Origin of the sequence: Cryobacterium serini, assembly GCF_004404025.1 — a bacterium.
Classification (GTDB): domain Bacteria; phylum Actinomycetota; class Actinomycetes; order Actinomycetales; family Microbacteriaceae; genus Cryobacterium; species Cryobacterium serini.
This window is the reverse complement of record NZ_SOHN01000015.1, coordinates 37442-59792: the sequence shown is the minus strand read 5'-3', so window position 1 is coordinate 59792 and position 22351 is coordinate 37442. Positions and strand designations below refer to the sequence as shown.

The following is a 22351-nucleotide window of genomic DNA, read 5'->3' as shown; positions in this document are numbered from 1 at the left end:
ACTCCTCAGCGCTCACTAGGGGGGCCAACGCGCTTCCGCAGTGCTCTCAGGGCGTCCCGGATCGCTCAGCCAGCCTGAACCTGAACCTGGACGAGTGTTTGTGGGCAAGGCTGGTTTGTCCACGTGCCGGTGAGGACTTCCGTTGTCGCAGTGTCGTCGAACCTGGCGAGCCAATCCGAGTCACTCCTCTGGGGGCGTCGCGGGGTGAGTAACCGGGCCACGACAAGTCGCAGGGCGCCTGCTTCAACGACGGTCGCGCCGCGGTCGTGCCGAGTAGACACTGTGCCGGCCGAAGTTAGCGAGGGGACGGACGCGTCGTTCTTCCCGCTGCCGGTGACGACGGCCGTCGACTCGCGGAGAACTCGCACGCCATCAATTTCGATGTACTGCTCTGCTTGACGGCCACCCGTGAGAGCAGCCGTCGCAACCGCCGCCAGATATGCGGGGTCTCCCGTAGCGTCGTACACCCACCGTTGGCCCAGAACTGAATGCTGCATGGTGCCGATAATCCAGGCCTCACCGCCCACGAGCGGCACACCGCGGTAGGTCAGAGGTACCTGTAGTACTGGGCCGTCTCCTGCCCTGACGAGTATTGTTTCGATGCCCACCTCGCCATTGGGATCGTCGAAGCGGAACGAGCCAACGCTCGTGAAGGTCGCGCTGGCGCTGCCTTCAAACCACGGCTGGGTCGGCGCCCACCCCTTGATTAGCTCGATCTTCGACGGCCGCAGCTCGGCCTGATATAGGAGTGCCATACCGCCGATTCTAGGGGTCACCCACGGGGGCCCCCTCTGAAGTCTTGCAGGCCGCCCTTCCTCTCAAGCCGCGTTCGGCGACAGGTTTGAGATCGCTTGAGCGCTCGGTAAGGGTTCGGTTTGCGGGCGCGAGGTGTTGCGGTCTGGCCGAGCAGTCTGGAATCAGGACTGCGGTATCACGAAGTGCGCAACGACGGTCAAGACCAAGACGATCGGAACGGCAACCACTGTCCGTCGCGACTGTCCGCCCAGCCACCGGTTTGATCTGGGCCGGAGCAGCAGCCCAACCAATACGGTCGCCAGCAGCGCGAACAGGATGCCTGCGCTGATCAGCGACGCACGGACGGGCAACAACTGTGGCGGGCACACCGCCGGAAGACTGGCCGCGCAAGCCCAACTGGGAAGGACCGGCTGCGCCATCCAGAGTACGAGTAATCCCAGGAGTACGGTCCCCACTGCGACGGCGGGGGAGCGCGTGGCGCCGACGGTCTGGATGGGCATAGAGCCAGACTATCGATCAAGCACTACTGCGGCGCGATGGCTGCGGCGCTTGATTCTTCGCGATAGCGTGAATCAGTCCCGTAGGGGGGTTGGTCATGCGGGACGATGCCGGAGTTGTTGACCCAGGCGTCGCATTGGATGCTGAAAGCCACTTGCGGCCCGGTGGCTCATATTCATTCGCGTCGGGAGCGGTTGCCCTGGACCGTGAGTATCAGTGCCTGAAGGCGCTGTTCTGGGTTTGCCCGATGGTCATGCGGATGACTGTATGAGGTCTTCGTGACCCCGCTGAGGCTGGTCCACGATAATCATGGTGTCGCGGGTAATGGTCTCACAATCGTTGATCCGATCGGCGGGCAAGTCCATCGGGAATCGCCGAAGCTCAGGCAATCACCGACCGCCGTGGTTGTGCGCTCCAGAAGCACCGATGACAACGCCGCCAATCCAGCTCGGGAAGGTTTTCGGTATTGACCAGACCAATGCATCCGCCTCACCGATTTTGGGCATGACGGTAAGCCTAAGCACCACAAACACCGCGACAAGCCCGACCAGGCCCGCTACCAGCCACACCGCATGGTCGTTGCGTCGCAACCATGGCACCGCTCCCGTCCGCGAAATGGTGACTCTTGTGAACGAGTAGAGCGCGAGAATAGTGGCTGCGAATAGTCCCGCGGCTGCAAGAGGCATCCAGTGGATGCTGACTAGCTCCTTCGACAGCTCAACGACCGTGACTGGCACCCAGGTCGCTGCGGTGTTACGGTCTCGGTTAGGCCGAGCCGCTCCACGGCGCGGGCACGATGACCCACAGCACGACGGCCGGCTCGCCGTCCTCGACCTGCCAGGTGTGCGGCTCGCGACCGGGGAAGGTCAGCGCGTCGCCGGCGTGGACGGCCACAGTGCGACCGGCGAATCGCACGGTGAGTGACCCCGAGACAACGTGGAGCGCTTCGACGTCGCAGTTGATCGTGTAGAGATCGGACCCGCCGTGTGCGTCGGGTTCGAGTTCTGATCGCAGCAGCTGAACCCGCTCCTCGCTGCGCGGTGACATCAGCCGCTCGTCGGCGTGCACTCCGCCCAAGTTGATCCGCGGGGCGTCGGCGTACGAAACATGGTGCACGTCGGGCTCGGCGAAGAGCGCTCCGACGGGCAACGAAAGCACCTGACACAACTGGACAAGCGTTGCCACGCTCGGTGACGTCTCGTCGCGCTCGACCCGGCTGAGGAAGCCCTTGCTCAGGCCCGTCGTCTGAGCGACCTGGGCGAGTGACATGCCCTGAGCGGTACGTGCGGAGCGCAGCTTGGCGCCGATGGGTGTCGCGGTGCCTTCGGCGCGGGGGTGAATGGCGCGCACAGTTCCTCCTCGAAGCTACTCACACATTCGTCCTTGACGATCTGCCCGGGGCAGCGTACCGTAAACCTAAGTTGTCTATAGCGTACCGAAAGTTGTCAAATATGCAACCGTTTAACAAAGATGCGACGGCTGAGCCCCACGGGCCGGTGGACGCGAGTGTCGTGCCCCGGTTCGCCGGAATCGCGACTTTTGCGCGACTCCCGCGGCTTGACGAGGTTGAGCGGGCAGACATCGCGATCGTCGGGATTCCCTTCGATAGCGGAGTGAGCTACCGACCTGGTGCTCGGTTCGGCCCCGCGCATGTGCGCGAGGCCTCGCGTCTACTGCGACCGTACAACCCTGCGCAGGACGTCTTCCCGTTCGCCGCCCAGCAGGTCGCCGACGCCGGCGACATCGCCGCGAACCCGTTCGACATTGCTGCTGCCGTGGGTGAGATCGAGGCGGGCGCGCGCCAGCTCAGCGAGCACGCCGACCGACTAGTCGCCATCGGCGGAGACCACACGATCGCTCTGCCGCTGCTTCGCGTCGCGCACGCGCAGCACGGGCCCGTCGCGGTATTGCACTTCGATGCCCACCTCGACACATGGGACACGTACTTCGGGGCGCCGGTGACTCACGGGACCCCCTTCCGGCGGGCGTCCGAGGAAGGCCTCATAGACCTGACCGCGAGCATGCACGTCGGAATCCGCGGCCCCCTATACTCGAAGGACGACCTCGAGGACGACGCCCGGCTCGGCTTTGCGATCGTCACGAGCGAATTCGTCGAAGAGCACGGCGTCGCGCCCGCCGTTGAACGCATCCGCGCCAGAGTCGGAGACGCGCCGCTCTACATCTCGATCGACATCGATGTGCTCGACCCTGCCCACGCGCCGGGAACAGGAACTCCGGAGGCGGGCGGGCTCACGAGTCGGGAACTGCTCCGGATGCTGCGGGCGCTGGCCGATCTGCGCATCGTCGGCGCCGACGTGGTCGAAGTTGCCCCCGCGTACGACCATGCCCAGCTGACCGCTATCGCGGCCAGCCATGTCATCTACGAGCTGCTGAGCGCGATGGCGCCTAAGTGACCCAGCCGACCGACAAATCGCCGACCAGACACAGAAGTCCCGAACCCGACCGGCCAGCCCGACACAGGAGACACCCATGACACTGCTTTCCCCGACGGACGCAGCAGTCCGTGCCGCGGCATCCGCCATCGTCGAGGCGTTCGCTGCCACCGACGGCCCGCGCTATTTCTCACTGTTCGCACCCGACGCAACCTTCGTCTTTCACACCGAACCTGCACGAATCGAGGACCGGGCTGCCTACGAAGCCATGTGGGAGGAGTGGGTGGGCGACGGCTGGAGCGTGAGGTCTTGCGCATCGAGCGCACCCGCGGTGCAGACGTTTCCCGGCGGAGCCGTCTTCACCCACTCCGTCAACACGAGCGTGAGCACCGCGGACGGACCCAAGTCCTACCGGGAACGCGAAACGATCGTATTCCGGTCTGAATCTGCCGGCCTCATCGCCATCCACGAACACCTTTCACCCCAGCCCTGACCCGACCCCATTCATTGAGGAGCCCAAAGATGTCGCTCTACACCCGTATCGAAGGCCAACTGGACACCAAATCAGATGACGCGGGCCCGGTTCGCGGTACCTACTCGCTTGGCCGCGTGCTCATGATCTGGCTGGCCGCGAACCTTGTGGTCACCACCCTTCTCACCGGTACGCTCTTCGTGCCGGATGTACCGTTCGGCCTCGTCGTCGCCCTGATCGTCGGCGGAACCATCGTCGGAGCAGCAGTGCTCGTGACGATCGGCGCGATCGGAACGCGCACCGGCCTGCCGACGATGGCAATCACACGCGGACCGTTCGGGACGCGCGGGAGCCTGCTGCCGGTGGCCGCCAACGTGGTCATCCTGATGGGCTGGAGCTGGGTGCAGGCAATGCTCGCCGGGATCGCCCTTAACTACATCGTCGCGTCGATGACCGGGTTCTCCAATCCCGTCATCTTCGCCGTTCTCTGCCAGACGATCGTCGTGATCCTTGCGGTCTTCGGCCACGCCGGAGTCGCTCGCGTGGAACCGTGGTTCGCCGCGGTCATCCTCGTGATCGCCGCCTATATCTTCGCCGTGGCGTTCTCTACGTTCTCGCCGGCAGACTTCGCGGGCATCTCGGCGCCGCTTGAGCCGTTCTACTCCCCGGGACTAATGTTCGATGTCGTGGTCGCGACTGCCATATCATGGACGGTGCTCTCGGCCGACTTCAACCGCTTCGCATCGTCGACCCGTGCGGGCGTGATCGGCTCGGGAATCGGTTACACCCTGTCGACGGTGATCTCGATGTCGCTCGGCGCGAGCGCGATCGCCTACGTCGTCCTGCGGGGCGGCGACGCGATACCGTTCGACCCTATGACGATCATCGAACCCTTCGGCGCCCTGTTCGCGGTCGCGATCTTCCTGTCCGTGATGGCGACGAACACGATGGTCGTCTACGGCATGGTCACGAGCGTTGTCAACGCGCTCCCCGGCCGCCGGGTGCAATTCCTGCCCACCGCGATCGTGCTCGGGCTCATTTCAATCATCGGTTCGACCTTCTTCGGTCTTCTGGCCCAGTTCACGACGTTCCTGGTCACGATCGGCGCCCTGTTCGCACCGATCTTCGCGATCATGATCGTCGACTACTACATCGTCGCGCGCGGCAGCTACAGCGCTGACATCCTGAAGGCTCAGGGCGGTCGCTACTGGTACACCGGCGGCATCAACTGGCTCGCTGTCACGTCGTGGGTGGTCGGTGCAGCGTCCGCCTACGCGTGGGCGTACGTGTGGCCGCTCCCGTTCGGTGCGACTGTTCCCGCATTCCTCCTGACCTTCGTCGTCTACCTGGCCCTCTCGCGTGCGCGCCGCAGCAAGACGCCTTTCGAGCCCAGCCGGCACCTCGCTGATGCCGACACCCCTCGCTGACGGCCCTGGAGTGTCGCCGCGCGCGGCGCTCCGGGACCTCAGTCACCCGATCACCGACGGGATGCCGGTCTACCCCGGCGACCCGGCGGTCCACGTCGTCGCTGCGCTGGTCCTCGATAGCGACGGGGTGGCCGTGACGCGGCTCCAAATGGGGTCTCATACCGGGACTCACATAGATGCGCCGTCCCACACCATCGCTGGTGGTCGAACAATGACCGATGTAACTCTCGACGAGCTCCTCGGCGATGCCTTGGTGGTGCGGGTGCGAGCGCTGGCCGAGGGCGAGGTCTACGGGTGGGACCGGCTGAATGCGGAGCATCCGCTACCGGATCGACTGCCCCCGATCGTCGTGATCGACACCGGCTGGGCGCGGTGGTTCGGCGACGCGCGCGCAGTGCGGCATCCGGCCCTCGATGTCGGTGCGGCGAGTGAGCTTGTCGCTCGCGGGATGCGGATCCTCGCGGTGGACACGCTGAGTCCCGACCCGACCGGTACGTCGTCGGCCGCCTTTCCCGTGCACGAGGTGGTGCTGGGCCGAGACGGGCTGATCGTCGAGAACCTCTGCGGACTGGATGACCTGCCCTCACAGGTGCGGATCGGCTTCTTCCCCCTGCGACTCGGCGGAGACGGGGCGCCGGTGCGAGCGGTCGCCTTCGTCTGAGGCCGCAACGATCCACCCGCGCGGTCCACTCACCGAAAACCACTTTCATCCTCTAGTAGTGCCTAGTTTGAGCGCGCTCCGACACGGCGCTGAGGCTCCTGGTCGTGTGCGAAGCAAACCGGGCCCTTCCGAATGCCGGTGCTGGACTCGGCGGGAACCACGCCAGGCGACTGATTGAGCTCGTGGGGCGTCCAGGCGCTCTGGGCTCCCGAGGGCCGACCTCTGTTGCGTTGTCCCTCGCTTTCACGGCGCTCGCTCGGCCGTGAGATTCGCAATCATGGGTAGGCTCGATAAGGTGCGTTTGCAGAACTTGTTGACGTGCTGCTCGGCGGGCAACGTCTCGTCGCGCTCGGCTTAAACGTGGAGGAAACACCGTGTCGGATCACGCAAGAATCAAGGGGCACACCGTGACCCGCACCGTCCACATCGAAGCCTCGCGCGCTCGCGTCTGGAAGGCCCTGACCGATCCCGAGGTGATGGCTGAGTGGTTTGGCGACCGTGTGGGGTTCGCCGCGCTCGAGCCCGGTGCAACAGGCAGCATCGACTGGGATGACTACGGCAGCTTTCCGATCGAAATCACCGAGGTCGTGCCCGACGGCTCGTTCGGCTTTCGTTGGTCGGGAATCCCCGCTGAACAGCTCGACGAGTACTCGACGCACGTGCGCTTCACCATCGTCGATGCGGGTTCCGGGACGGATGTCACGGTAACCGAATCGGGCTTCGACACACTCCCCGGCGGCACCCGCTACCGTCGCGAACGTCTTGAGCAGAACCGAGAGGGCTGGGACGTTGAACTCGACGAGCTCGCGATCCTATTCGAGGGTGTCACTGAGTAGTCCACGATTACGGGGGAGTCGCTCGACGAGTTGGCCACGTTGTTCGGCAGGTAGAGCACTATTTGGCAGAGTGCAGAAGGTGCGCGTGAAAGCGTCCTAAATCTGCCGTGGGATTCCGCCGCCCGTGAGTCCCGGGAACAGCCCGCCACTTTTAGCCTTGATCAGAAGATTTGCGCCAGCCAAATCCGCGGCATCCGACCGGATGCCGCGCGAGCACGCTACTCGCGGGCACGCGCCCGACTTCGCGAAATACTCGGCGCGACGCCATGACGTCACCGCGAAACCAGCCCACTCTGCCGAGCCGACCGGCATCACCAGACGCACCTGACAGTGCTTGGGACAGCCCAATTCGGCCGCCCTTCGTTAAATTACCTGGCGTCCCGCCCCCGGGCAGCTGACTCGATGAGGTTGTCTCCCGCGACAGCGATCTCGGATTTTACCGCTTCGGTCCACGCGCTCGTCGTGGCGACCGCAGCCCAATTGGAGTTCAGGACAGCCATGATTGTTTCGTGCACTCGCTTTGCCGGCGCAGAACCGGCGGAATTCACAATGTCGATGGCTCCGGTTGCATCCGACAGCACCTCAACGGTGAACCCGAGGGGTTCGGCAGCGGCGGCGGAACCGATAACGCAGTTGTTCGTCATGTAGCCCACGATGGTGATTGTGTCGATCCCGCGCTCGCGCAACCATTCCTCGAGGCCAGTACCCGCGAAGATGCTGGCGAATGACTTCGTGAAGCGATGTGCCACGTTGTCGGCGCGCTTGGCGATCTCCGGGCGCAATTCGAAGGTCGACGACTCCGGCGCGAAGACCGGGAACCCCGCAGGGGATTTATGTTGCCCAACGACGACCGGAATGCCAGCCTGCTCAGCAACGTCCATCGCCTCGGCGATACGAGTAAGTGACTCATCGCGTGCGGGGTATTGGATCGCCAGCAGTCCTTCGAAATACTCCTGTTGGGCGTCGATGACGATCAGGGCGCGGCGGGGTGAGGACATGGGATCTCCCTTGGTTGATGTGGTGAAATGGGACTTCCGGCGGATGCCCGGAGGCCTTCCAATCAAAACATGGCAATGTCCTGACGACATTAGACGACGAGCCCGTCGATTGCCCTTGCATCAAGTAGCGCCAACGGATCGCTCAATGCCTGCTGGCGGCGTCCTTGCAGGCAGACGAGTCGATCGCACAGCCGGAGCCGTAGGTGGTCAGGTCGATCTCTCCTGGTGGCCTTTAAGGGGCAACGTCGTCCGCGTAACCATCGATGAACACGGTCGGCAAGGGGTGCTCGTCGTCAGCCAGCTCAGGTGAGGCAGCAGGTTGAGCGGGGGCGACTGCTGCGCATCCAGATAGAACTAACGACAAAACAACGGTGATTTCGACGCCGATCAGGCACGCCGTTATTCGGCCATTCCGTGCGCGCTGCTGTTCACCCAGCGGTTGAGTTCGATCCATTCGACCTCGGCGTCGACGGCGCTGAGGATGTTCCAGTCGATCGGATGCGGGCGGTCGGTTTCACCGGGGGGCATTCGACGACGGGCGACTTTGACGGCTTGGGGTTAAAGCCATAATATGAGTTTACAACTTACATACTGAGTTCTCAACGATGAGGAGAAATGCTATGGACGACTGGGCAGTAATCGCGGTGACCGCTGGGGTGATCGTCGCAATGGTCGTGTTGATCGTCAAAGTGCACCTGAACCCGGCCGTCGCGCTGGTCATCGGGGCCGGCGCCATTGCTTTGGTCGCCAGCGGAGACGTGACGCAAACGGCGAGCATCGTCACCGTTGGATTCGGCGAGATCATGGCCGAGATCGGCCTGCTCATCGCCTGGGGCGTGCTGATCGGCGCCATTTTGAGCGAGGCGGGAGCCATCCAGCGCCTGGTAGACGGGCTCCTGCGCATCTTCGGCGCACGTCGGGTGCCCTACGCGTTTGCGACAACTCTCGCTGTGGCCCTGCCGTCAATTTATATCGACGTTCTGCTCGTTATGAGCGCACCCTTGGGGCGACGGATGGCGGCACGCCTCGGTCGCACGGGTACCGCCCGAGTCGCTACCGCCATCGCCGTGGGACTGGAATGCGGCCTCGTCATGATCGTGCCAGGCGTGGGCGCCCTCGCCCTGGCGGGCCTTCTCGGCGTGCCGTTGGGCGTGATGCTGCTCGGTGGCGTGGTGGTCACCGTGCCGACCGTCCTGCTCACACTCCTCGTGATGTATTTCGCCTTCGACCGCGGCTTCTGGAATCCCGAGCGCGATGAATCTGTAACCATCACCGACACGGAGGCTGACGAAGACGCCGACGATGAGTATGCCACCCGGCCGGCGACGGGCTATACCTCGGCCGTCGCCACGGTTGGCGCCCCGCCCCGTGTGCGAACCCGTGTGCAGCAGCCGACACGTGAGCCCACTTTGGCGCTGCTCTTCGCGCCCATGATCGTGTCGCTGCTGTTCGTTGCCACCGGCGCGATTGTGCAGGCGACGGATGCTGACCTCGGCCCGATCAGCATCGTTTTCGAGCCGGTCTTCGCCCTGCTGGTCGGGTTACTCGGCACGAGCCTCGTGGCGCGGCTTACCATTGGTGCCGAACGAGTCAACAAGGCCGTCTCTCGCGGGTTTCGGGAGTCGGGCCAGATTCTCATTCTCACCGGTGCGGGCGGCGCCCTGGCAGCGGCCGTAGCGTCAACGGGCATCGGCGAGATCCTGGGGGCGCTGTTCACCACCACGACCGTCGCTCCGCTGCTGCTCGTCTGGGTCGTCGCTGCCGTGCTTCATATGGCCATCGGATCGGTGTCGATATCAGCCATCACCGCCGCGGGCCTGCTCGCCTCGGTCATGAGCGAGATTGACGTTGCCCCGGTGCTCGTGGCTCTCGCCGCCGCCGCCGGATCGCTCTTCGTCGTTCACGTCACCTCAAACACGTTCTGGTTGCTTCAGAGCTCGCTCAACCAGTCCACGCGTGGCACCTTCAAAACCTGCACCCTCGCTGTATCCGTTGCCTCCGTGATCGCACTCGGCCTCACGATGCTGCTCAGTCTGGTGCTGTGACCGCCGAACCGAGGGCTCGGCTCAGATGGGCGCCGGCCGCGACCACCGACGGAGTGAGGTGGGTGACGACATCCGGTGTCATGCGCGAACTCGGACCGAGCAGGCTCAGGGCTCCGAACAGCGAGCCGCCGTGTTGGAATACCGGTGCGGCGACACTGCTCACCGACGACGTGCGTTCGCCGACGGTGTACGCAAAGCCGCGCTCGCGCACGGTGACGAGGGATCGGCGCAACTCGTCGACATCGACAATCGTCTCTTGCGTCAAGGCAGGCAGCGGATGCTCGAACACCCGGGTCGCGAGCTCGTCGTTCCACGCCAGCAGCACCCGGCCGGAGGACCCGACGTTCACCGGCGTCACCTCGCCGAGGGCGATCACGCGTCGCACGCTGTGCCGACTCTCCGCCATCGCAACGCACACGCGAAGCTCTCGTGTAGAGATGAACAGGCACGCGGTTTCACCGGTTTCATCTCTCAGGGCGGCGAGCACGGGCTGCGCCAACTCACCCACGTCGAGCCCGTGGAAAGCGGATCCCGCCCAGGTCGCCATGCGCAGACCGATGCGAAATTGGTCGCCGTGGCGGTCGAGAAACCCGCTCTGCACGAGATTGGCGACCAGGCGTTGCACCGTCGACGCCGGCAGCCCGGTCGCGGTGCGTAGATCGGCCAGCGACCGCTCCGGAGTCGAAAACGTGAAAGCGTCGAGGATGGTACTGATTTTCGCCAGTACGAGCAACGGACTGTTCGACGCTACTTTGCCTGCCATTCCGCGAGTTTATCGCTATCCCAAACCCCCCACTAAAGGAGAACCCATGTTCGATGCACGACACGACAGGATTGCGCCCCTCGCCGATAACGGCACCGTAGGGGAGGTTACCCATGTCTGAGTATTCGCTCGCGCTCATTCCAGGTGACGGCATCGGAGTCGACGTCGTAGCGGCCGCTCTCGTGCCGCTGGAGGCGGTGGCTGACAAGCACGGTTTCTCGGTGCGTCACACGAGCTTCGACTGGTCGTGCGCTCGCTTCCTCGAGACCGGAGCGATGATGCCCGATGACGGCCTCGAGCAGCTGAGCTTGCACGATGCGGTACTGCTGGGGGCGGTGGGGTGGCCGGCGCAGGTGCCGGACTCGGTGTCGTTGCATGGGCTGCTGCTACCCATCCGCAAGGGATTCGATCAGTACGTGAACATGCGCCCGCACCTGCTGCTTCCCGGCATCACCGGGCCCTTGCGCAAATCCGAATTCGACATTCTGGTGATTCGTGAAAACACCGAGGGTGAATATTCCGGTGCGGGCGGACGCGTGCACCAGGGCACCCAGAACGAGGTCGCGGTTGAGACGGCGATTTTTACGAGGGCCGCAGTCGAGCGCATCCTTCGCTATGGGTTCGAGCAGGCTCGCTCGCGCTCGGGTCGGCTCGCGTCGGTCACAAAATCGAACGCACAGAAGCACACGATGGTGTTCTGGGACGACGTGACCGACGAACTCGCCGCCGAGTACCCCGACGTGACCGTCACGAGGTACCACATCGATGCCATCGCGGCTCGATTCGTGACCCACCCGGAGACCCTGGACGTTGTCGTCGCGTCCAACCTGTTTGGCGACATTCTTTCCGATATCGGAGCGGCCATTCAGGGCGGACTCGGGTTCGCCGCTTCGGCCAACATCAACCCTGACGGCGGTTTTCCGTCGATGTTCGAACCTGTGCACGGATCGGCGCCCGACATCGCGGGCCAGGGCATCGCCAACCCGATCGCCACTATCTGGAGCGTCTCGCAGATGCTGCAGCACCTGGGGGAGCGGGACGCCGCAGCCGACCTGCTTCGCGCTCTCGGCACCGTCACGGCCACGCCCGCGCGGCTCACCCCCGACTGCGGCGGCTCCGGAACCACCGACACCGTCGCCGCCCAGGTCGCCGCCGCCCTCTGACCTGCGCAGCCGTCGGATCGAGCTTGTCGAAATCTCACCAGCGGGGACACAATGCACGGTACGTCGTTGATGCGGATGAGCCACCGGACGAACCGCATCGGGTCACCCCCGAGAAGGCGGGAAGTCCTGTGCTCCTTCTTCAAGTTGATTCGGATGGCGTCGTCAGCCGCACTCCCGAGCACGCTGCGCTCGATAGCGCGGACTGTGTCGAACGACCGGGCCGCCCACACCCGATGCGTGGACGCAATTGCAAGCCAGAGGAGCACGAGCGCGACGGATGTGAGCCCATAGATCAAAACCACCGGTGGAGACAGCTGGTTGAAAGCAACAGCCGCAGGGAATAGCGTCTACGCAAGCGCGACCAGACATGTAGCGGTGCTCCACGTCCGGTTGCTATCACGCTGATACCGGTCGACGTAAGACGAGTGCAAAGTCCTCAGCCACGCTTGATCATCGGCAGGCTGCTTATGCTTGAGTCCGGCCTCGATCGACCGTGCCAAGCCATCTCGTGGGCTGCCGCCCGCGACGTCGCTCGTAATCGATCGTCCTCTCTCCGGTAATTCGCGTGCGGCCAAGTACGCTCCGGAGATGGCGGAGTGTCGCGGGGACAGGCACGGTACTGCTGGGCTTTGGAGGATCACGATACGCGCGCCCGCAAGTCGAGTAAACGGGGCACCTCCGACAGCATAGAACCCACGATCATGCGTGGCCGCACGGTTCTCTTGCTCAAAAGCTCGCCGCCTCCGGATGCCACGGCGGCATGCTCAAGTGGCGCACCGCTCGAGAGCCGAGTTCCCGCTGTGACGATGAAAAGGCATATGCAAACTGCGGACAAAGTCGGCAACGACCACTGGAATCCCGATTTGCGGATACCCTTCGCCGCAGGGATGCGTGAGTGCAAGTGAATAGTGCCAATCCAATTGGCCTGGGGCTACGAACTGACATTGTCTCATCTAGCCTTCGGGATCGTCCCGATGTGCGAGGTCACAAAGGAGTGCAACGTGAAGAAGAACATCAAACTGGTGCTTGGCTTGGGTGCAGCTGCGCTGATCGCCGTGTCGATGGGTGCTGCGCCGGCGTCAGCGCATGTCCCAAAATCGGTGCGCGGTAACGTGGTGCTCACCGCGCACCTTACGGAGCTGAACAATTCAGGCGCGTCGGGGAAGGCGTTCGCCGTCGTTCGCGGCGAGACAATCCGAGCGATCGGGATCCGAGCGAAGGGCTTGTCGCCCGATGCTCCTCACGCCCAGCACATCCACTATGGCGAACAGGCCTTGAACGAGTGTCCCACGCTGGCGTTGGACAAAAACGGAGACGGACGACTGAACACCGTCGAGGGTGTTCCGGCCTATGGACCCGTTGTGGTGTCCCTGAACACCAGCGGAGACACCACGCCGGCCAGTTTTCTAGATGTTTCTCGGTTCCCCGTCTCGAAAAACGGTTCCTACAACTACCTGCGGACCAACATCCGCTTTACGGACGTGGCGGGAACCGGATATCCGGGAGCCGGAGGGCTCGGCACCGCCGCCCAGATTGCTGAAGCCATCCGTGATGGTGAAGGTGTTGTCGTGATCCACGGAATCGACTACGACGGCAACGGAACGTACAACCTCAGCGACCCCGAGGGTGCAAGCGAGCTTGACCCCACCCTCCCCGCCGAGGCGACCGACCCGGCTGCCTGTGGAGTCCTGCGCTAGCGGCAGGCGTCAGACTCAGAGCTGAGGTCCAGGCCCGTGCGAGCACGCACAGTGCCGCACGGCGCCAGGACCTCAGCCCTCGACAGAATGTCAGTATCACTAGGCCTGCTCGGGCGCCTAAGAGAGCAGTGGTGTAGTTGGCGTCGGTCGCGCATCACTAAAATGACCATGATCTGAGTGACGGAGATCGTGCCCTCGCTTCCAGCCTGCTGAAAGCAGTCAGCTGCCAATCTGCGCGTAGCGGTGGGCCCAGGGGCGCACTTTTTCTACGGCAACACCGATTCGAAAGACCATGTCGTCATCGAACGGATGCCCGACTATCTGTATCCCGGTCGGGATGCCACAGTCGGCCATGCCGCTAGGTACAGCGAGCACCGGGCAGCGATTAGCGATGTTGAACGGCACCGTCATGTGCGCCTGCCAGTAATGCTCGAGATGCTCGCCGCCGACCGAGATGCCGTCAAGATAGTCCCCGTCAGCGGTCAGTGCGGCCGCCGCCGAGGTCGGGCAGATGAGTGCGTCGAAGCCGCTCATTACCGCCGCGAGCTCGCTCTGCATCCGAGTTTCGGCGGTGAGGCCGTCGAGAAAGCGGGTGTCGGCGGCCGCAGCGCGGGCATCCGCCATGAACTGCACCGTGTAGGCGGCGAGCTGACTCTCGGCCCCACGGGTCGCGTCTTCTATCGCCGGACCCAAAATATGACCGTAGTGTGTAAACGAAATTCGGTGGATCTCAGCCGTGGTCCAGGGCAGTTCGACTTCTTCGACGATCGCGCCGGCACTCTGCAGCGCGGCGGCGACCGCGCGGGTGTTGGACTCCACATCGGGGTCGACTCGGTAGTTGCCCAAGCGAATGCAGAGCGCTATTCGCAGGCCCACGACCGATGCCCAAGCGCCGGGCAGCGGTTCGGCGGCGGCGAGCGAGGCATGGTCGTCCGGGTGACGGCCGGTCATCACGTTGGCGAGCAGGGCGGCGTCGGCTACGGTACGGGCCATCGGGCCGTCCCCGCGGTAGTGATCGGCGGAGAGCGGCGCGACGCCCGGGATGCGGCCGTACGGCGCCTTGAACCCGACGGTTCCGGTGAAGGCCGCCGGTAACCGGGTCGATCCGGCAATGTCTGAGCCGGTGGCGAGCGGCGCAAAGCCGGCCGCGAGGGCAGCGCCGGAGCCACCGGAAGAGCCGCCGGGGGAGAGCTCGAGGTTGAACGGATTGCGAGTGACACCCCAGAGCGGCGAGTGGGTCACTGTGGCACAGCAGAATTCGGGCGTCGCGGTGCGAGCGTGCACGATGCCGCCAGCCGAGCGGATGCGACCGATCACCGGATGATCCGCGTGCGCCACGACGTGACGCTGGTCGACGAGCCCGTTGCTCAGCACATGCCCGGCAAGGGAATGCTTCTCCTTCGCGGCTATAGGAAGGCCGAGCAACGGGGCGAGGCTACCGCCGGTTCGATACCGCTGCTCGGCGTTTCGGGCAGACTCGCGTGCCTCATGTACCAGCTGTTCGGTCAACGCATTAATCTGCGGGTTGACCGCGTCGATGCGCTGTAGAACAGCTTCGAGCAGCTCGACCGGTGACAGGTCGCGCGACCGAAACAGGTCGAGGGCCTCGCTCGCGCCGAGGTAGTGCAGGTCAGTCAGCGTTGTCGTGTCCGACACCGTCAGGCCCGAGCAGACGTCGTCGAGGTGAGTGCGGGCGAGCGTGTCGGATCGACCAAAGCCCCGTTGACCAGGTCGGTGGCGACTTCCGTAAGCAGCGCGAGTCCGGCGACCATGTCGGCGTCCGTGGTGAATTCGCGTTCACAGTGCGAGACACCGTCGATGCTCGGAATGAACAGCATGATTGAGGGAACGCTGGTGTTCATCGCGACCGAGTCGTGGCCGGCCATGGTCTGAATGCGGCGGGTGGAGAGTCCAGAACGCGCGGCGGCCTGCTCGGCAAGTTGCAGGCCGTTCTCAGGGAAATACCTGATCGGACGAATATCGAAGTCGGTCACGTTGATCTGGATGTCGTGTTCAACGGCGAGGGCGGCGATCTTCTCGAGCAAGGTTGCGCGGGCGGTCTGCACTATTTGCGGGTCGCCACTACGCAGGTCGGCGATCAGGCGCACCCGACGGGCAACGACGATCGGGGAGTTGGGTTCGAGCGTCAGCTGCCCAATGGACGAGACGATGGCCTCGTCAGCGAAGTCGGTGGTGACTTCTTGCACCATGAGGATGATCTTGGCGGCGGCGACGAGGGCGTCGCGCCGGTCGACCATGGCGGTCGCCCCGGTGTGGGACTGCTCGCCGAGCACCTCGATGTCAAGTTTCTGGGTGTACCAGCTGCGGTCGACGATCCCGATCGCGATCTTCTCGCGTTCCAAAATGCGACCCTGTTCAATGTGAATTTCGGCGTAGCTCACCGTGACGGGGCGGGGGTCGGTGCCGAGGTAGCCGATTTCGGCGAGGGCGGCACGGGCGGTCACGCCGGCCAGGTCGACCACGTCGAGCATTTTCTCCTGGTCGAAAAGTCCAGCAAACACACTGCTGCCCATGACGCTCGGCGCAAAGCGGCCGCCCTCTTCGTTGAACCAGTTCACGACGGCGAGGTTGAACGGCGGCGCCGTGCCGCTGTTTGTGACGAGCTCGTCGACGTTGCGGGCGGCGTGTAGCGCCGCGAGCACGCCGTAGGCTCCGTCGAAGCGCCCGCCGAGCGGCTGGCTATCGAGGTGTGAGCCCACGAGCACGAAAGGGGCGTCGGGAGTCCACTCGATCAGCCCGAACATGTTGCCGATGCCGTCCACGTGCAGGGTGTACCCGGCGTCGGTGACCCATTTCGAGAACCAAGCGCGGCTCTGTGCGTCTTCGGGTGTTGCCGCCTGGCGGTCGACACCGTGATGGGGCGTGGCCCCGATTGTCGCAACGTGGTGAAAGTCGGTCAGAAAGTCAGCAGATGACATTTGTGCTCCTTCAAAAGAAAACGGATAGGGCGTGGACGGATGCTGCAACGTTTTAGCCCAGACGCCCCCGCGTCTCCGGCACCTTGGTGAGGGTCACGAGCAGGAACACGATTACGGCGGCGCCGGCCATGTAGAAGCCCGGGGCGAACGCAACTCCCGAGCTGGCGACGAGGGCGGTACCGACAAGCGGTGCGGTTCCGCCGAAGATGGCGTAGCCGACGTTATAGCTCACGGCGGCGCTCGTGAAGCGGGTTCTGGTCGTGAAGATCTCGACGAAGAAGGTGTAGCAGCCGCCACCGTAGATGCACAGCGGAATCACGAACAGCATCTGGCCGAGGAGAGCAAGTGGCAGACTGCCGCTCGTGACGAGCATGAAGCTCGGGATGGCGAGAACGGCTATCGCGGCTGATCCGGCGATCAGCATCGGCTTACGACCGAACCTGTCGCCAATGCGCCCGCCGATCGGCAACAGCACGGCATAGAAGGCGAGGGCAGCCGCATTGGCCAGGAGGGACTGCTCGCGGCCGAGATTGCCCGTTGTCTGCACGTATGCCACGAAATAGGCCGAGAGAAAGTAGAAGCCCATAGCGGTGAGGCCCATCACGAAGATGACCTGCACCATGCGCAGCTTGTTTTCGCGGAAGGTTTCCTTGACCGGGCTGAACTCCTTGGTCTTGGTGGCCTGGGCCTCAGTGAACGACTTGCTCTCGCTGGTCTTGCTGCGAATCCATACGCCGAACAGAGCCAGCGGCAAGGCGAGCAAGAACGGCAGGCGCCAACCCCACGCGGTGAACGACTCGTCGGACATGCTCTGGCTGAGGATGAGGATCATCGTGCCAGCGAACACGGACGGAAGCGCGGTGGCTGCGATAGTGATGTTCAGCCAGAGACCGCGGCGGTCAATCGGTGCGTGTTCGAAGACGAACGAGGGGGCGCCGACCGATTCGCCGCCGGCCGAGAAACCCTGCACGAGCCGCAAGAGCAGTAATAGCAGTGGGGCCCAGACGCCGATCTGCCCGAAGGTCGGCAGCAAACCCATGCACGCGGTCGCGGTACCGATGGCGAGCAGGGTGATCGCGAGCACTTTGCGTCGCCCGATCTTGTCACCGAGGGCGCCAAAAAACAGGCCACCAAGCGGGCGCACGACGAACGCTACGCCGAAGGTCGCGAAGGTGGCCAGCAGGGCAAAGATCGGATCCGAACTCGGAAAGAAGAGTTGGGAGAAGATCACGGCCGTCAGGCCGTAGAGGGTGAAATCGTAGAACTCGATGAACTGCCCGATGCTGCCGCCGAGCAGCACGCGCTTTTGGAGGCCGGTGATCTTCTTCGACGGAGCGGTCTCGACCGGCGCACTGATCGTGACGGCGGCTCGGTTCGCGGTCATGAAATCCACTGTACGAACACGACGATGCCGGCGATCGCCGCTGAGTTTCTGACTTGTAATCTCGGCAGGGGCCGCGTGCCGGTCATATTACGGCGCATCCGCTGGCCTGTAACCGGGGCGACGCATGAATTGCTTGCTCAAGCACTGATCCTCCTTGATCACGATCAGTCATATCCCGGTCAAGAACGAGCGGTGCCGAGACTGCGACTGATTGTGGTCAAGCTTGCGCGTCTGGAAACACCCGTGTCCAATTGATTCTCATGGCCGAGCGCATTGATTTTGGTGATGACCTATGACCACGTCGCACCATACAATCGTCGGCAGATCTCCTCGAAGGCCAGCGCACGTCGGGTGGGCACGGCGCTGTCGAGACGCACGAGCATGACCTCGCTCGGCGGAAACTCGTCGATCAGGCGCAAGGGAACGACACGGCCGCCGGAGTACGGCACATCGTTGTAGACCCGTTGGTTGAGCAGCGCATAACCGTGACCTTGGGCTACGAAGGAACGCACGGTTTCGTACCCGGCGAACCGATGGCGCACAGCGGGCACCAGCCCGGCCAGGGTGAACAGGCCCTCGTAGTATTCCCGGCTGTGCGGCAGGTCTAGCAGTATGAGGGGTTCGCCGGCGAGGTCGCGCAGGGTAATCTCCTGACCCGGAATGTTCGCGGCCCAATGGCCCTCGGGAACGATGACGTGCGGGGGGACCCGCTCGAGCACCTGACTGGTGAATCCGGTGCCGAGGCCGTGACCGTACATGAGCGCGAGGTCGCAGCGGCCCTCACGGAGCGCCGTCTGGAGCAAAGCGAGGTCAGCCTCCACAAAACTCACGTCGACGCCGGGATGTGTAGCCTCGAAGGCCTTGAGAATGGCCGGCAGCCGAAACGATGCCAGCGGCGAAAACACACCGACGGTCAGCTCGCCGGAGAGAGTCTCGGTGGCCCCGTAGACCGACTCGAACAAGGAATCGGCATGGTCGAGAAACCCCTTCAGGTCAAGCGCGAACGTGCGCCCAGTCGGGGTCAGCTTGAGTCCGGCCGACGGGCTGCGCAGGAATAGCTGGGCACCGAGCGTTCGCTCCAGCTGCACCATGGCTGTAGAAATAGCAGACTGGCTCACGAGCAGCCGGGCGGCGGCCTGAGTCATGCTTTCCAACTCCGCGACGACGGCAAAGTACCGCAACTGGGTGAGGGTGAAGTGTCGCATCGGGCTCCAGAGATCAGTGAGGCAGCCGGGAGCTAAGGAGCAACCCCAAGCAGGCGAACAAGTTCATAATACTGACGTGCCTGCCGGTGCTCCCGATGTGTCTCGGTGGCAGCCATAGCCACACGCATGGTTTCGCGTTTCGCCGGGCATCGAAAGAAGGCCGCATCCGTAAGGATCGTTCGGTGGAAAAAAACTCCATCGCGATCGCATCGAAGGAATCCTTCTCCGGCTGAACGAAAACGTTCACAGACCCGAGGCTCTGCGCCTCGGCCACACGTCATCCTCGGTGAAAGCTGCCGCCCAGTAGTAGGGATTCACGGCAAGAGGACGACTCGACCAACCCGATGAGTTGCTGGGGTCACTGACACCGACTTCCACAGTCGGACCCCAGATGGCGGGTGGCTGGCTCACTCGCTGAGGGTGAGCACGGCCTGCACCGGCGCGTGGTCCGAAGGCCACTTGCCGTCGCACCTGGTCACATTTATGGCAGTGCGCCGCACGGTGATCGTGGGCGATAGGAGGATCCAGTCGATGCGTTTGCGGTCCAGACGCGGTTCGTGATAGTTCGGAAACGTGCCCCACGATTTGGTGACACGATGTTTTGCCGTGTCCCAGGAGTTGACGACTGCGCCCGATGCCATAAGTTTCGCGTGGGGGAGCGAGTCGACATCGGTGTTGAAGTCCCCGGTAACAATAATCGGCAGGGAGGAGCTCGCGATGAGAAGGAGTATCTGGTCGGCGGAGGAGGACCTCGATTTCCGTGAGAAGTGGTCAAAATGTGTATTAAGCACACGGAACTCAATTCCCGTCTCGCAGTCGCGGAACGTGGCATCGACGACTGCTCGCGGAGTTCGATTCCCCCACGAGATCGATCCTGGTATTGACGGAGTGCTCGAAAGCGCTGTCTGCGCCCAATCAAGAAGCTGAAGCCGGTCGGCATCGAAGATGATCGGGCAGCCTTCACCGCGCCTGTTCGCGTTGCGACCGAAGCCGACGGAGCGGTAGTTTTCTCCGATCGCGTGCCGCACGAACCCGGCTTGGTCAGGGAGCGCCTCTTGAATGCCGACGACGGTGGGACGTTCGACGCGGAGCATCCGTTGGATGAGCGGGCTGCGGCGTTCCCAACGGTCGGGGCTGCGCTGCAACGGGCGCGTCATTCGCCGCCGAATGTTGAATGACATCACGTGCAGGTCCGGCGCTGCGACCGGACCGATGAGTGGGGTGTCCATCGTGTTAGTGACGGCTCAGGCTAAGGCTGGTGCTATCGCCGAGGTGACGATAGATCGTGCCGCGCGCGAGCAAGTCATCGAGCGCGGAACGCTTTGCCCCCACTTCAGAAGCGGGCGCGACGAACACCCTGATGCAGCCGTCAACCGCGAGCGCGTCCGTTTGTCCGTCGGGGTTTTCTCCCGGGGTTGGTATGCGCGCGTATCCGATGAAACCCATATCGATAATGTACGGCGAACGTTCAGAGGACACCGACATTCGGGATTTCTGATTATCCCCGAACGCTACGAAATCGGGCGGTAAGGGGACCCCGCACGTCGCGTTGCGTTCTGCGGCGTCCGGCGTATCGTCGAACGCATTACCGAGGAGGATTTCCAATGCGCAAAGTGACCTGCTCCATGAGCGTTTCACTGGACGGCTACATTGTCGGGCCAGACGGCAACTTTGACTGGACAGCGCCCGACGAGGAGGTCTTCCGTTTCTGGATCGACGATATTCGACAGGTCGGTGTCCACCTGCTGGGACGAAGACTGTACGAGACCATGCTGTACTGGGAGTCAGCCGACCAGGAAGCATCGCTCGTCGCTGCCGACCGTGAGTGGAATGCGCTCTGGAAGCCGCTCCCCAAAGTGGTGTTCTCCACCACGCTGTCGGCAGTGCAGGGCAATGCCCGCCTGGCCTCCGACGGCCTCGCGGAAGAGATCGAGCGGTTGCGTGTCGAGCCGGGGGAGGGTGACATCGCCATTGGCGGCGCCACTCTCGCCGCCGAGGCCGCCGCTCTCGGGCTGATCGATGAGTATCAGGCCATGGTCTATCCGGTGCTGGTTGGCGGTGGCATTCCGTTCTTCCCCCGTCGGGAGCAGCGCGTCGATCTCGAACTCGTCGACAGCCGCACCTTTGCGTCGGGAATCGTCTACCTCCGGCACCGCGTGGCGCGCTAGCCGTACCGCCGATCCAGATCAGGCCACATGGGCAGAGGGCCCACGAGTCGTAGACGGGAGCCGCCCGAGGAGAGATCTTGATCGACGAAGACGCCGGACGAGCCGAGTTTGGCCGCGGTATTCCGAGTGTGGAAGATTATCAAGAGCGGAGCAAGGTGGAACTCCAGAAGACATCTGGTGTCGGATGTCTCCCACGAATAGGCTTGGCCGCCATGGCACTCCGACTGGTTCCGGTGAATTTCAAGGCCAGGGATGACTCAGCGCTCGGCCGCTTTTGGGCGGATGCCCTCGGCTGGGGCGTGTCCAGCGAGGGACCCGGAGTGACCAAGGTTGAACCCCCGACGATGGTCTTGCCGGACCCGGCGTCCGTCGGTCGATGTGGAAAGTTCTCACCGACCCGGAAGGGAATGAGTTCTGCGTTCTCACTCCGGGCTGACCCAATGGCCAGACCGCAAGCACCGTTGCATTCGTGAGCGAGATACACTTTCGTGCGATACCGCCGGCGAACGCACGCCACCCGAAACCGAGAAATGAGCGGCTGGCCGGCATCCTGAATTGACGCGGTCCTGGCGAACCGCTTAGGCGTTCTCGAGTTCCGCGATCACAATCTTCTTTTGGCCCATCATCACGCCGATCTGCTGAGGTCGGCGTGTCAGATCGGCGATGTTCTCGGGGATGATCTGCCAGCAAAGTCCACTCCGTCGAGGGTGAATGAACCGTTCAACACCTTGGCGGACATTCCGACAAAGTGTTCGTCGAGAGCCGCATCGGGGTACTCGACGATGGAATTGATGCGGGAGTTGGGGAACAAATCGACGTAGTACATCATCGCCTCGCGCGCGCTGCCATCGAACCACAGGCATGGCTGGATGGCTAGAAGTTCGGCCACCGACACCTCCTTGTCAGACCCTTTTTCGTCACACACTAGTTCGAGCCTCGTTTTTTA

At 63.5% G+C, this 22351-nt stretch carries 23 protein-coding genes; 9 read left to right on the top strand and 14 right to left on the bottom strand.

The window, feature by feature from the left end; genetic code table 11:
• Window positions 1-65 precede the first annotated feature (65 nt).
• The 4 genes from E3T51_RS11650 to E3T51_RS11635 form a co-directional block, all read right to left on the bottom strand.
• Window positions 66-755 (bottom strand): CG0192-related protein, encoded by a 690-nt coding sequence (locus E3T51_RS11650; RefSeq protein ID WP_166806452.1) that lies wholly within the window; start codon window positions 753-755, stop codon window positions 66-68.
• Window positions 756-917: 162 nt separating this feature from the next.
• The gene (locus E3T51_RS11645; RefSeq protein ID WP_134529982.1) at window positions 918-1256 is read right to left on the bottom strand and encodes a hypothetical protein; all 339 of its coding nucleotides are present in this window, start codon (window positions 1254-1256) and stop codon (window positions 918-920) included.
• A 387-nt stretch (window positions 1257-1643) separates the two neighbouring features.
• Window positions 1644-1940, bottom strand: coding sequence for a hypothetical protein (locus E3T51_RS11640; protein WP_134529981.1), 297 nt, complete (start codon window positions 1938-1940; stop codon window positions 1644-1646).
• 79 nt (window positions 1941-2019) lie between these two features.
• Window positions 2020-2604 carry a helix-turn-helix domain-containing protein gene (locus E3T51_RS11635; RefSeq protein WP_134529980.1) on the bottom strand — a complete coding sequence of 195 codons (585 nt, stop codon included), beginning with the start codon at window positions 2602-2604 and terminating at the stop codon, window positions 2020-2022.
• A gap of 101 nt (window positions 2605-2705) precedes the next feature.
• On the opposite strand from E3T51_RS11635, the gene speB reads away from it, so the two are divergent.
• The 5 genes from speB (at window position 2706) to E3T51_RS11610 (ending at window position 7043) form a co-directional block, all read left to right on the top strand.
• A complete protein-coding gene (gene speB / locus E3T51_RS11630) occupies window positions 2706-3668 on the top strand; it encodes an agmatinase (protein WP_134529979.1) in 963 nt (320 codons plus the stop codon).
• 76 nt (window positions 3669-3744) lie between these two features.
• On the top strand, window positions 3745-4140 hold the full coding sequence (locus E3T51_RS11625; RefSeq protein ID WP_134529978.1) for a YybH family protein: 396 nt from the start codon (window positions 3745-3747) through the stop codon (window positions 4138-4140).
• A 29-nt stretch (window positions 4141-4169) separates the two neighbouring features.
• Complete coding sequence (locus E3T51_RS11620; protein WP_134529977.1) at window positions 4170-5546, top strand: purine-cytosine permease family protein; 1377 nt, start codon at window positions 4170-4172, stop codon at window positions 5544-5546.
• Complete coding sequence (locus E3T51_RS11615; RefSeq protein ID WP_134529976.1) at window positions 5527-6207, top strand: cyclase family protein; 681 nt, start codon at window positions 5527-5529, stop codon at window positions 6205-6207. Before E3T51_RS11620 ends, E3T51_RS11615 begins: the two co-directional genes overlap by 20 nt.
• Before the next feature lie 407 nt (window positions 6208-6614).
• Window positions 6615-7043 carry an SRPBCC domain-containing protein gene (locus tag E3T51_RS11610; protein ID WP_166806451.1) on the top strand — a complete coding sequence of 143 codons (429 nt, stop codon included), beginning with the start codon at window positions 6615-6617 and terminating at the stop codon, window positions 7041-7043.
• A 368-nt stretch (window positions 7044-7411) separates the two neighbouring features.
• Here the strand turns inward: E3T51_RS11610 and E3T51_RS11605 are convergent, their stop codons facing one another.
• Together E3T51_RS11605 and E3T51_RS17335 are read right to left on the bottom strand one after the other, a co-directional pair.
• Window positions 7412-8041, bottom strand: a complete 630-nt coding sequence (locus E3T51_RS11605) for a cysteine hydrolase family protein (RefSeq protein ID WP_134529974.1) — start codon at window positions 8039-8041, stop codon at window positions 7412-7414.
• Window positions 8042-8440: 399 nt separating this feature from the next.
• On the bottom strand, window positions 8441-8569 hold the full coding sequence (locus E3T51_RS17335) for a hypothetical protein (RefSeq protein ID WP_255453234.1): 129 nt from the start codon (window positions 8567-8569) through the stop codon (window positions 8441-8443).
• A gap of 92 nt (window positions 8570-8661) precedes the next feature.
• Here E3T51_RS17335 and E3T51_RS11600 point away from each other — a divergent pair, with 92 nt between their 5' ends.
• The gene (locus tag E3T51_RS11600; protein WP_134529973.1) at window positions 8662-10086 is read left to right on the top strand and encodes a GntP family permease; all 1425 of its coding nucleotides are present in this window, start codon (window positions 8662-8664) and stop codon (window positions 10084-10086) included.
• Here E3T51_RS11600 and E3T51_RS11595 read toward each other — a convergent pair.
• Complete coding sequence (locus E3T51_RS11595; protein WP_104190607.1) at window positions 10070-10849, bottom strand: IclR family transcriptional regulator; 780 nt, start codon at window positions 10847-10849, stop codon at window positions 10070-10072. The two genes, E3T51_RS11600 and E3T51_RS11595, sit on opposite strands and share 17 nt — an antisense overlap.
• A 113-nt stretch (window positions 10850-10962) precedes the next feature.
• On the opposite strand from E3T51_RS11595, the gene E3T51_RS11590 reads away from it, so the two are divergent.
• Together E3T51_RS11590 and E3T51_RS11585 are read left to right on the top strand one after the other, a co-directional pair.
• On the top strand, window positions 10963-12012 hold the full coding sequence (locus E3T51_RS11590) for a tartrate dehydrogenase (protein ID WP_134529972.1): 1050 nt from the start codon (window positions 10963-10965) through the stop codon (window positions 12010-12012).
• Window positions 12013-13013: 1001 nt separating this feature from the next.
• Window positions 13014-13709 carry a hypothetical protein gene (locus E3T51_RS11585; RefSeq protein ID WP_134529971.1) on the top strand — a complete coding sequence of 232 codons (696 nt, stop codon included), beginning with the start codon at window positions 13014-13016 and terminating at the stop codon, window positions 13707-13709.
• 219 nt (window positions 13710-13928) lie between these two features.
• Here the strand turns inward: E3T51_RS11585 and E3T51_RS11580 are convergent, their stop codons facing one another.
• The 6 genes from E3T51_RS11580 to E3T51_RS11555 all read right to left on the bottom strand — a co-directional run bounded on the left by E3T51_RS11580 (window position 13929) and on the right by E3T51_RS11555 (window position 20842).
• Window positions 13929-15365, bottom strand: coding sequence for an amidase (locus tag E3T51_RS11580; protein WP_241989296.1), 1437 nt, complete (start codon window positions 15363-15365; stop codon window positions 13929-13931).
• A gap of 2 nt (window positions 15366-15367) precedes the next feature.
• A complete protein-coding gene (locus tag E3T51_RS11575; protein ID WP_134529970.1) occupies window positions 15368-16648 on the bottom strand; it encodes a M20 family metallo-hydrolase in 1281 nt (426 codons plus the stop codon).
• A gap of 52 nt (window positions 16649-16700) precedes the next feature.
• On the bottom strand, window positions 16701-18032 hold the full coding sequence (locus tag E3T51_RS11570) for an MFS transporter (RefSeq protein WP_134529969.1): 1332 nt from the start codon (window positions 18030-18032) through the stop codon (window positions 16701-16703).
• Between the two features lie 290 nt (window positions 18033-18322).
• Complete coding sequence (locus E3T51_RS11565) at window positions 18323-19237, bottom strand: LysR family transcriptional regulator (protein WP_134529968.1); 915 nt, start codon at window positions 19235-19237, stop codon at window positions 18323-18325.
• A 407-nt stretch (window positions 19238-19644) separates the two neighbouring features.
• Window positions 19645-20466: an endonuclease/exonuclease/phosphatase family protein gene (locus tag E3T51_RS11560; RefSeq protein WP_134529967.1), complete on the bottom strand. Its 822-nt coding sequence runs from the start codon at window positions 20464-20466 to the stop codon at window positions 19645-19647.
• A 4-nt stretch (window positions 20467-20470) separates the two neighbouring features.
• A complete protein-coding gene (locus E3T51_RS11555) occupies window positions 20471-20842 on the bottom strand; it encodes a hypothetical protein (protein ID WP_134529966.1) in 372 nt (123 codons plus the stop codon).
• On the opposite strand from E3T51_RS11555, the gene E3T51_RS11550 reads away from it, so the two are divergent.
• Window positions 20842-21405, top strand: a complete 564-nt coding sequence (locus tag E3T51_RS11550; RefSeq protein ID WP_134529965.1) for a dihydrofolate reductase family protein — start codon at window positions 20842-20844, stop codon at window positions 21403-21405. The two genes, E3T51_RS11555 and E3T51_RS11550, sit on opposite strands and share 1 nt — an antisense overlap.
• Window positions 21406-22057: 652 nt before the next feature.
• On the opposite strand, the gene E3T51_RS11540 is transcribed toward E3T51_RS11550, so the two are convergent.
• Window positions 22058-22294, bottom strand: a complete 237-nt coding sequence (locus E3T51_RS11540) for a VOC family protein (protein ID WP_241989295.1) — start codon at window positions 22292-22294, stop codon at window positions 22058-22060.
• Window positions 22295-22351: the final 57 nt, after the last annotated feature.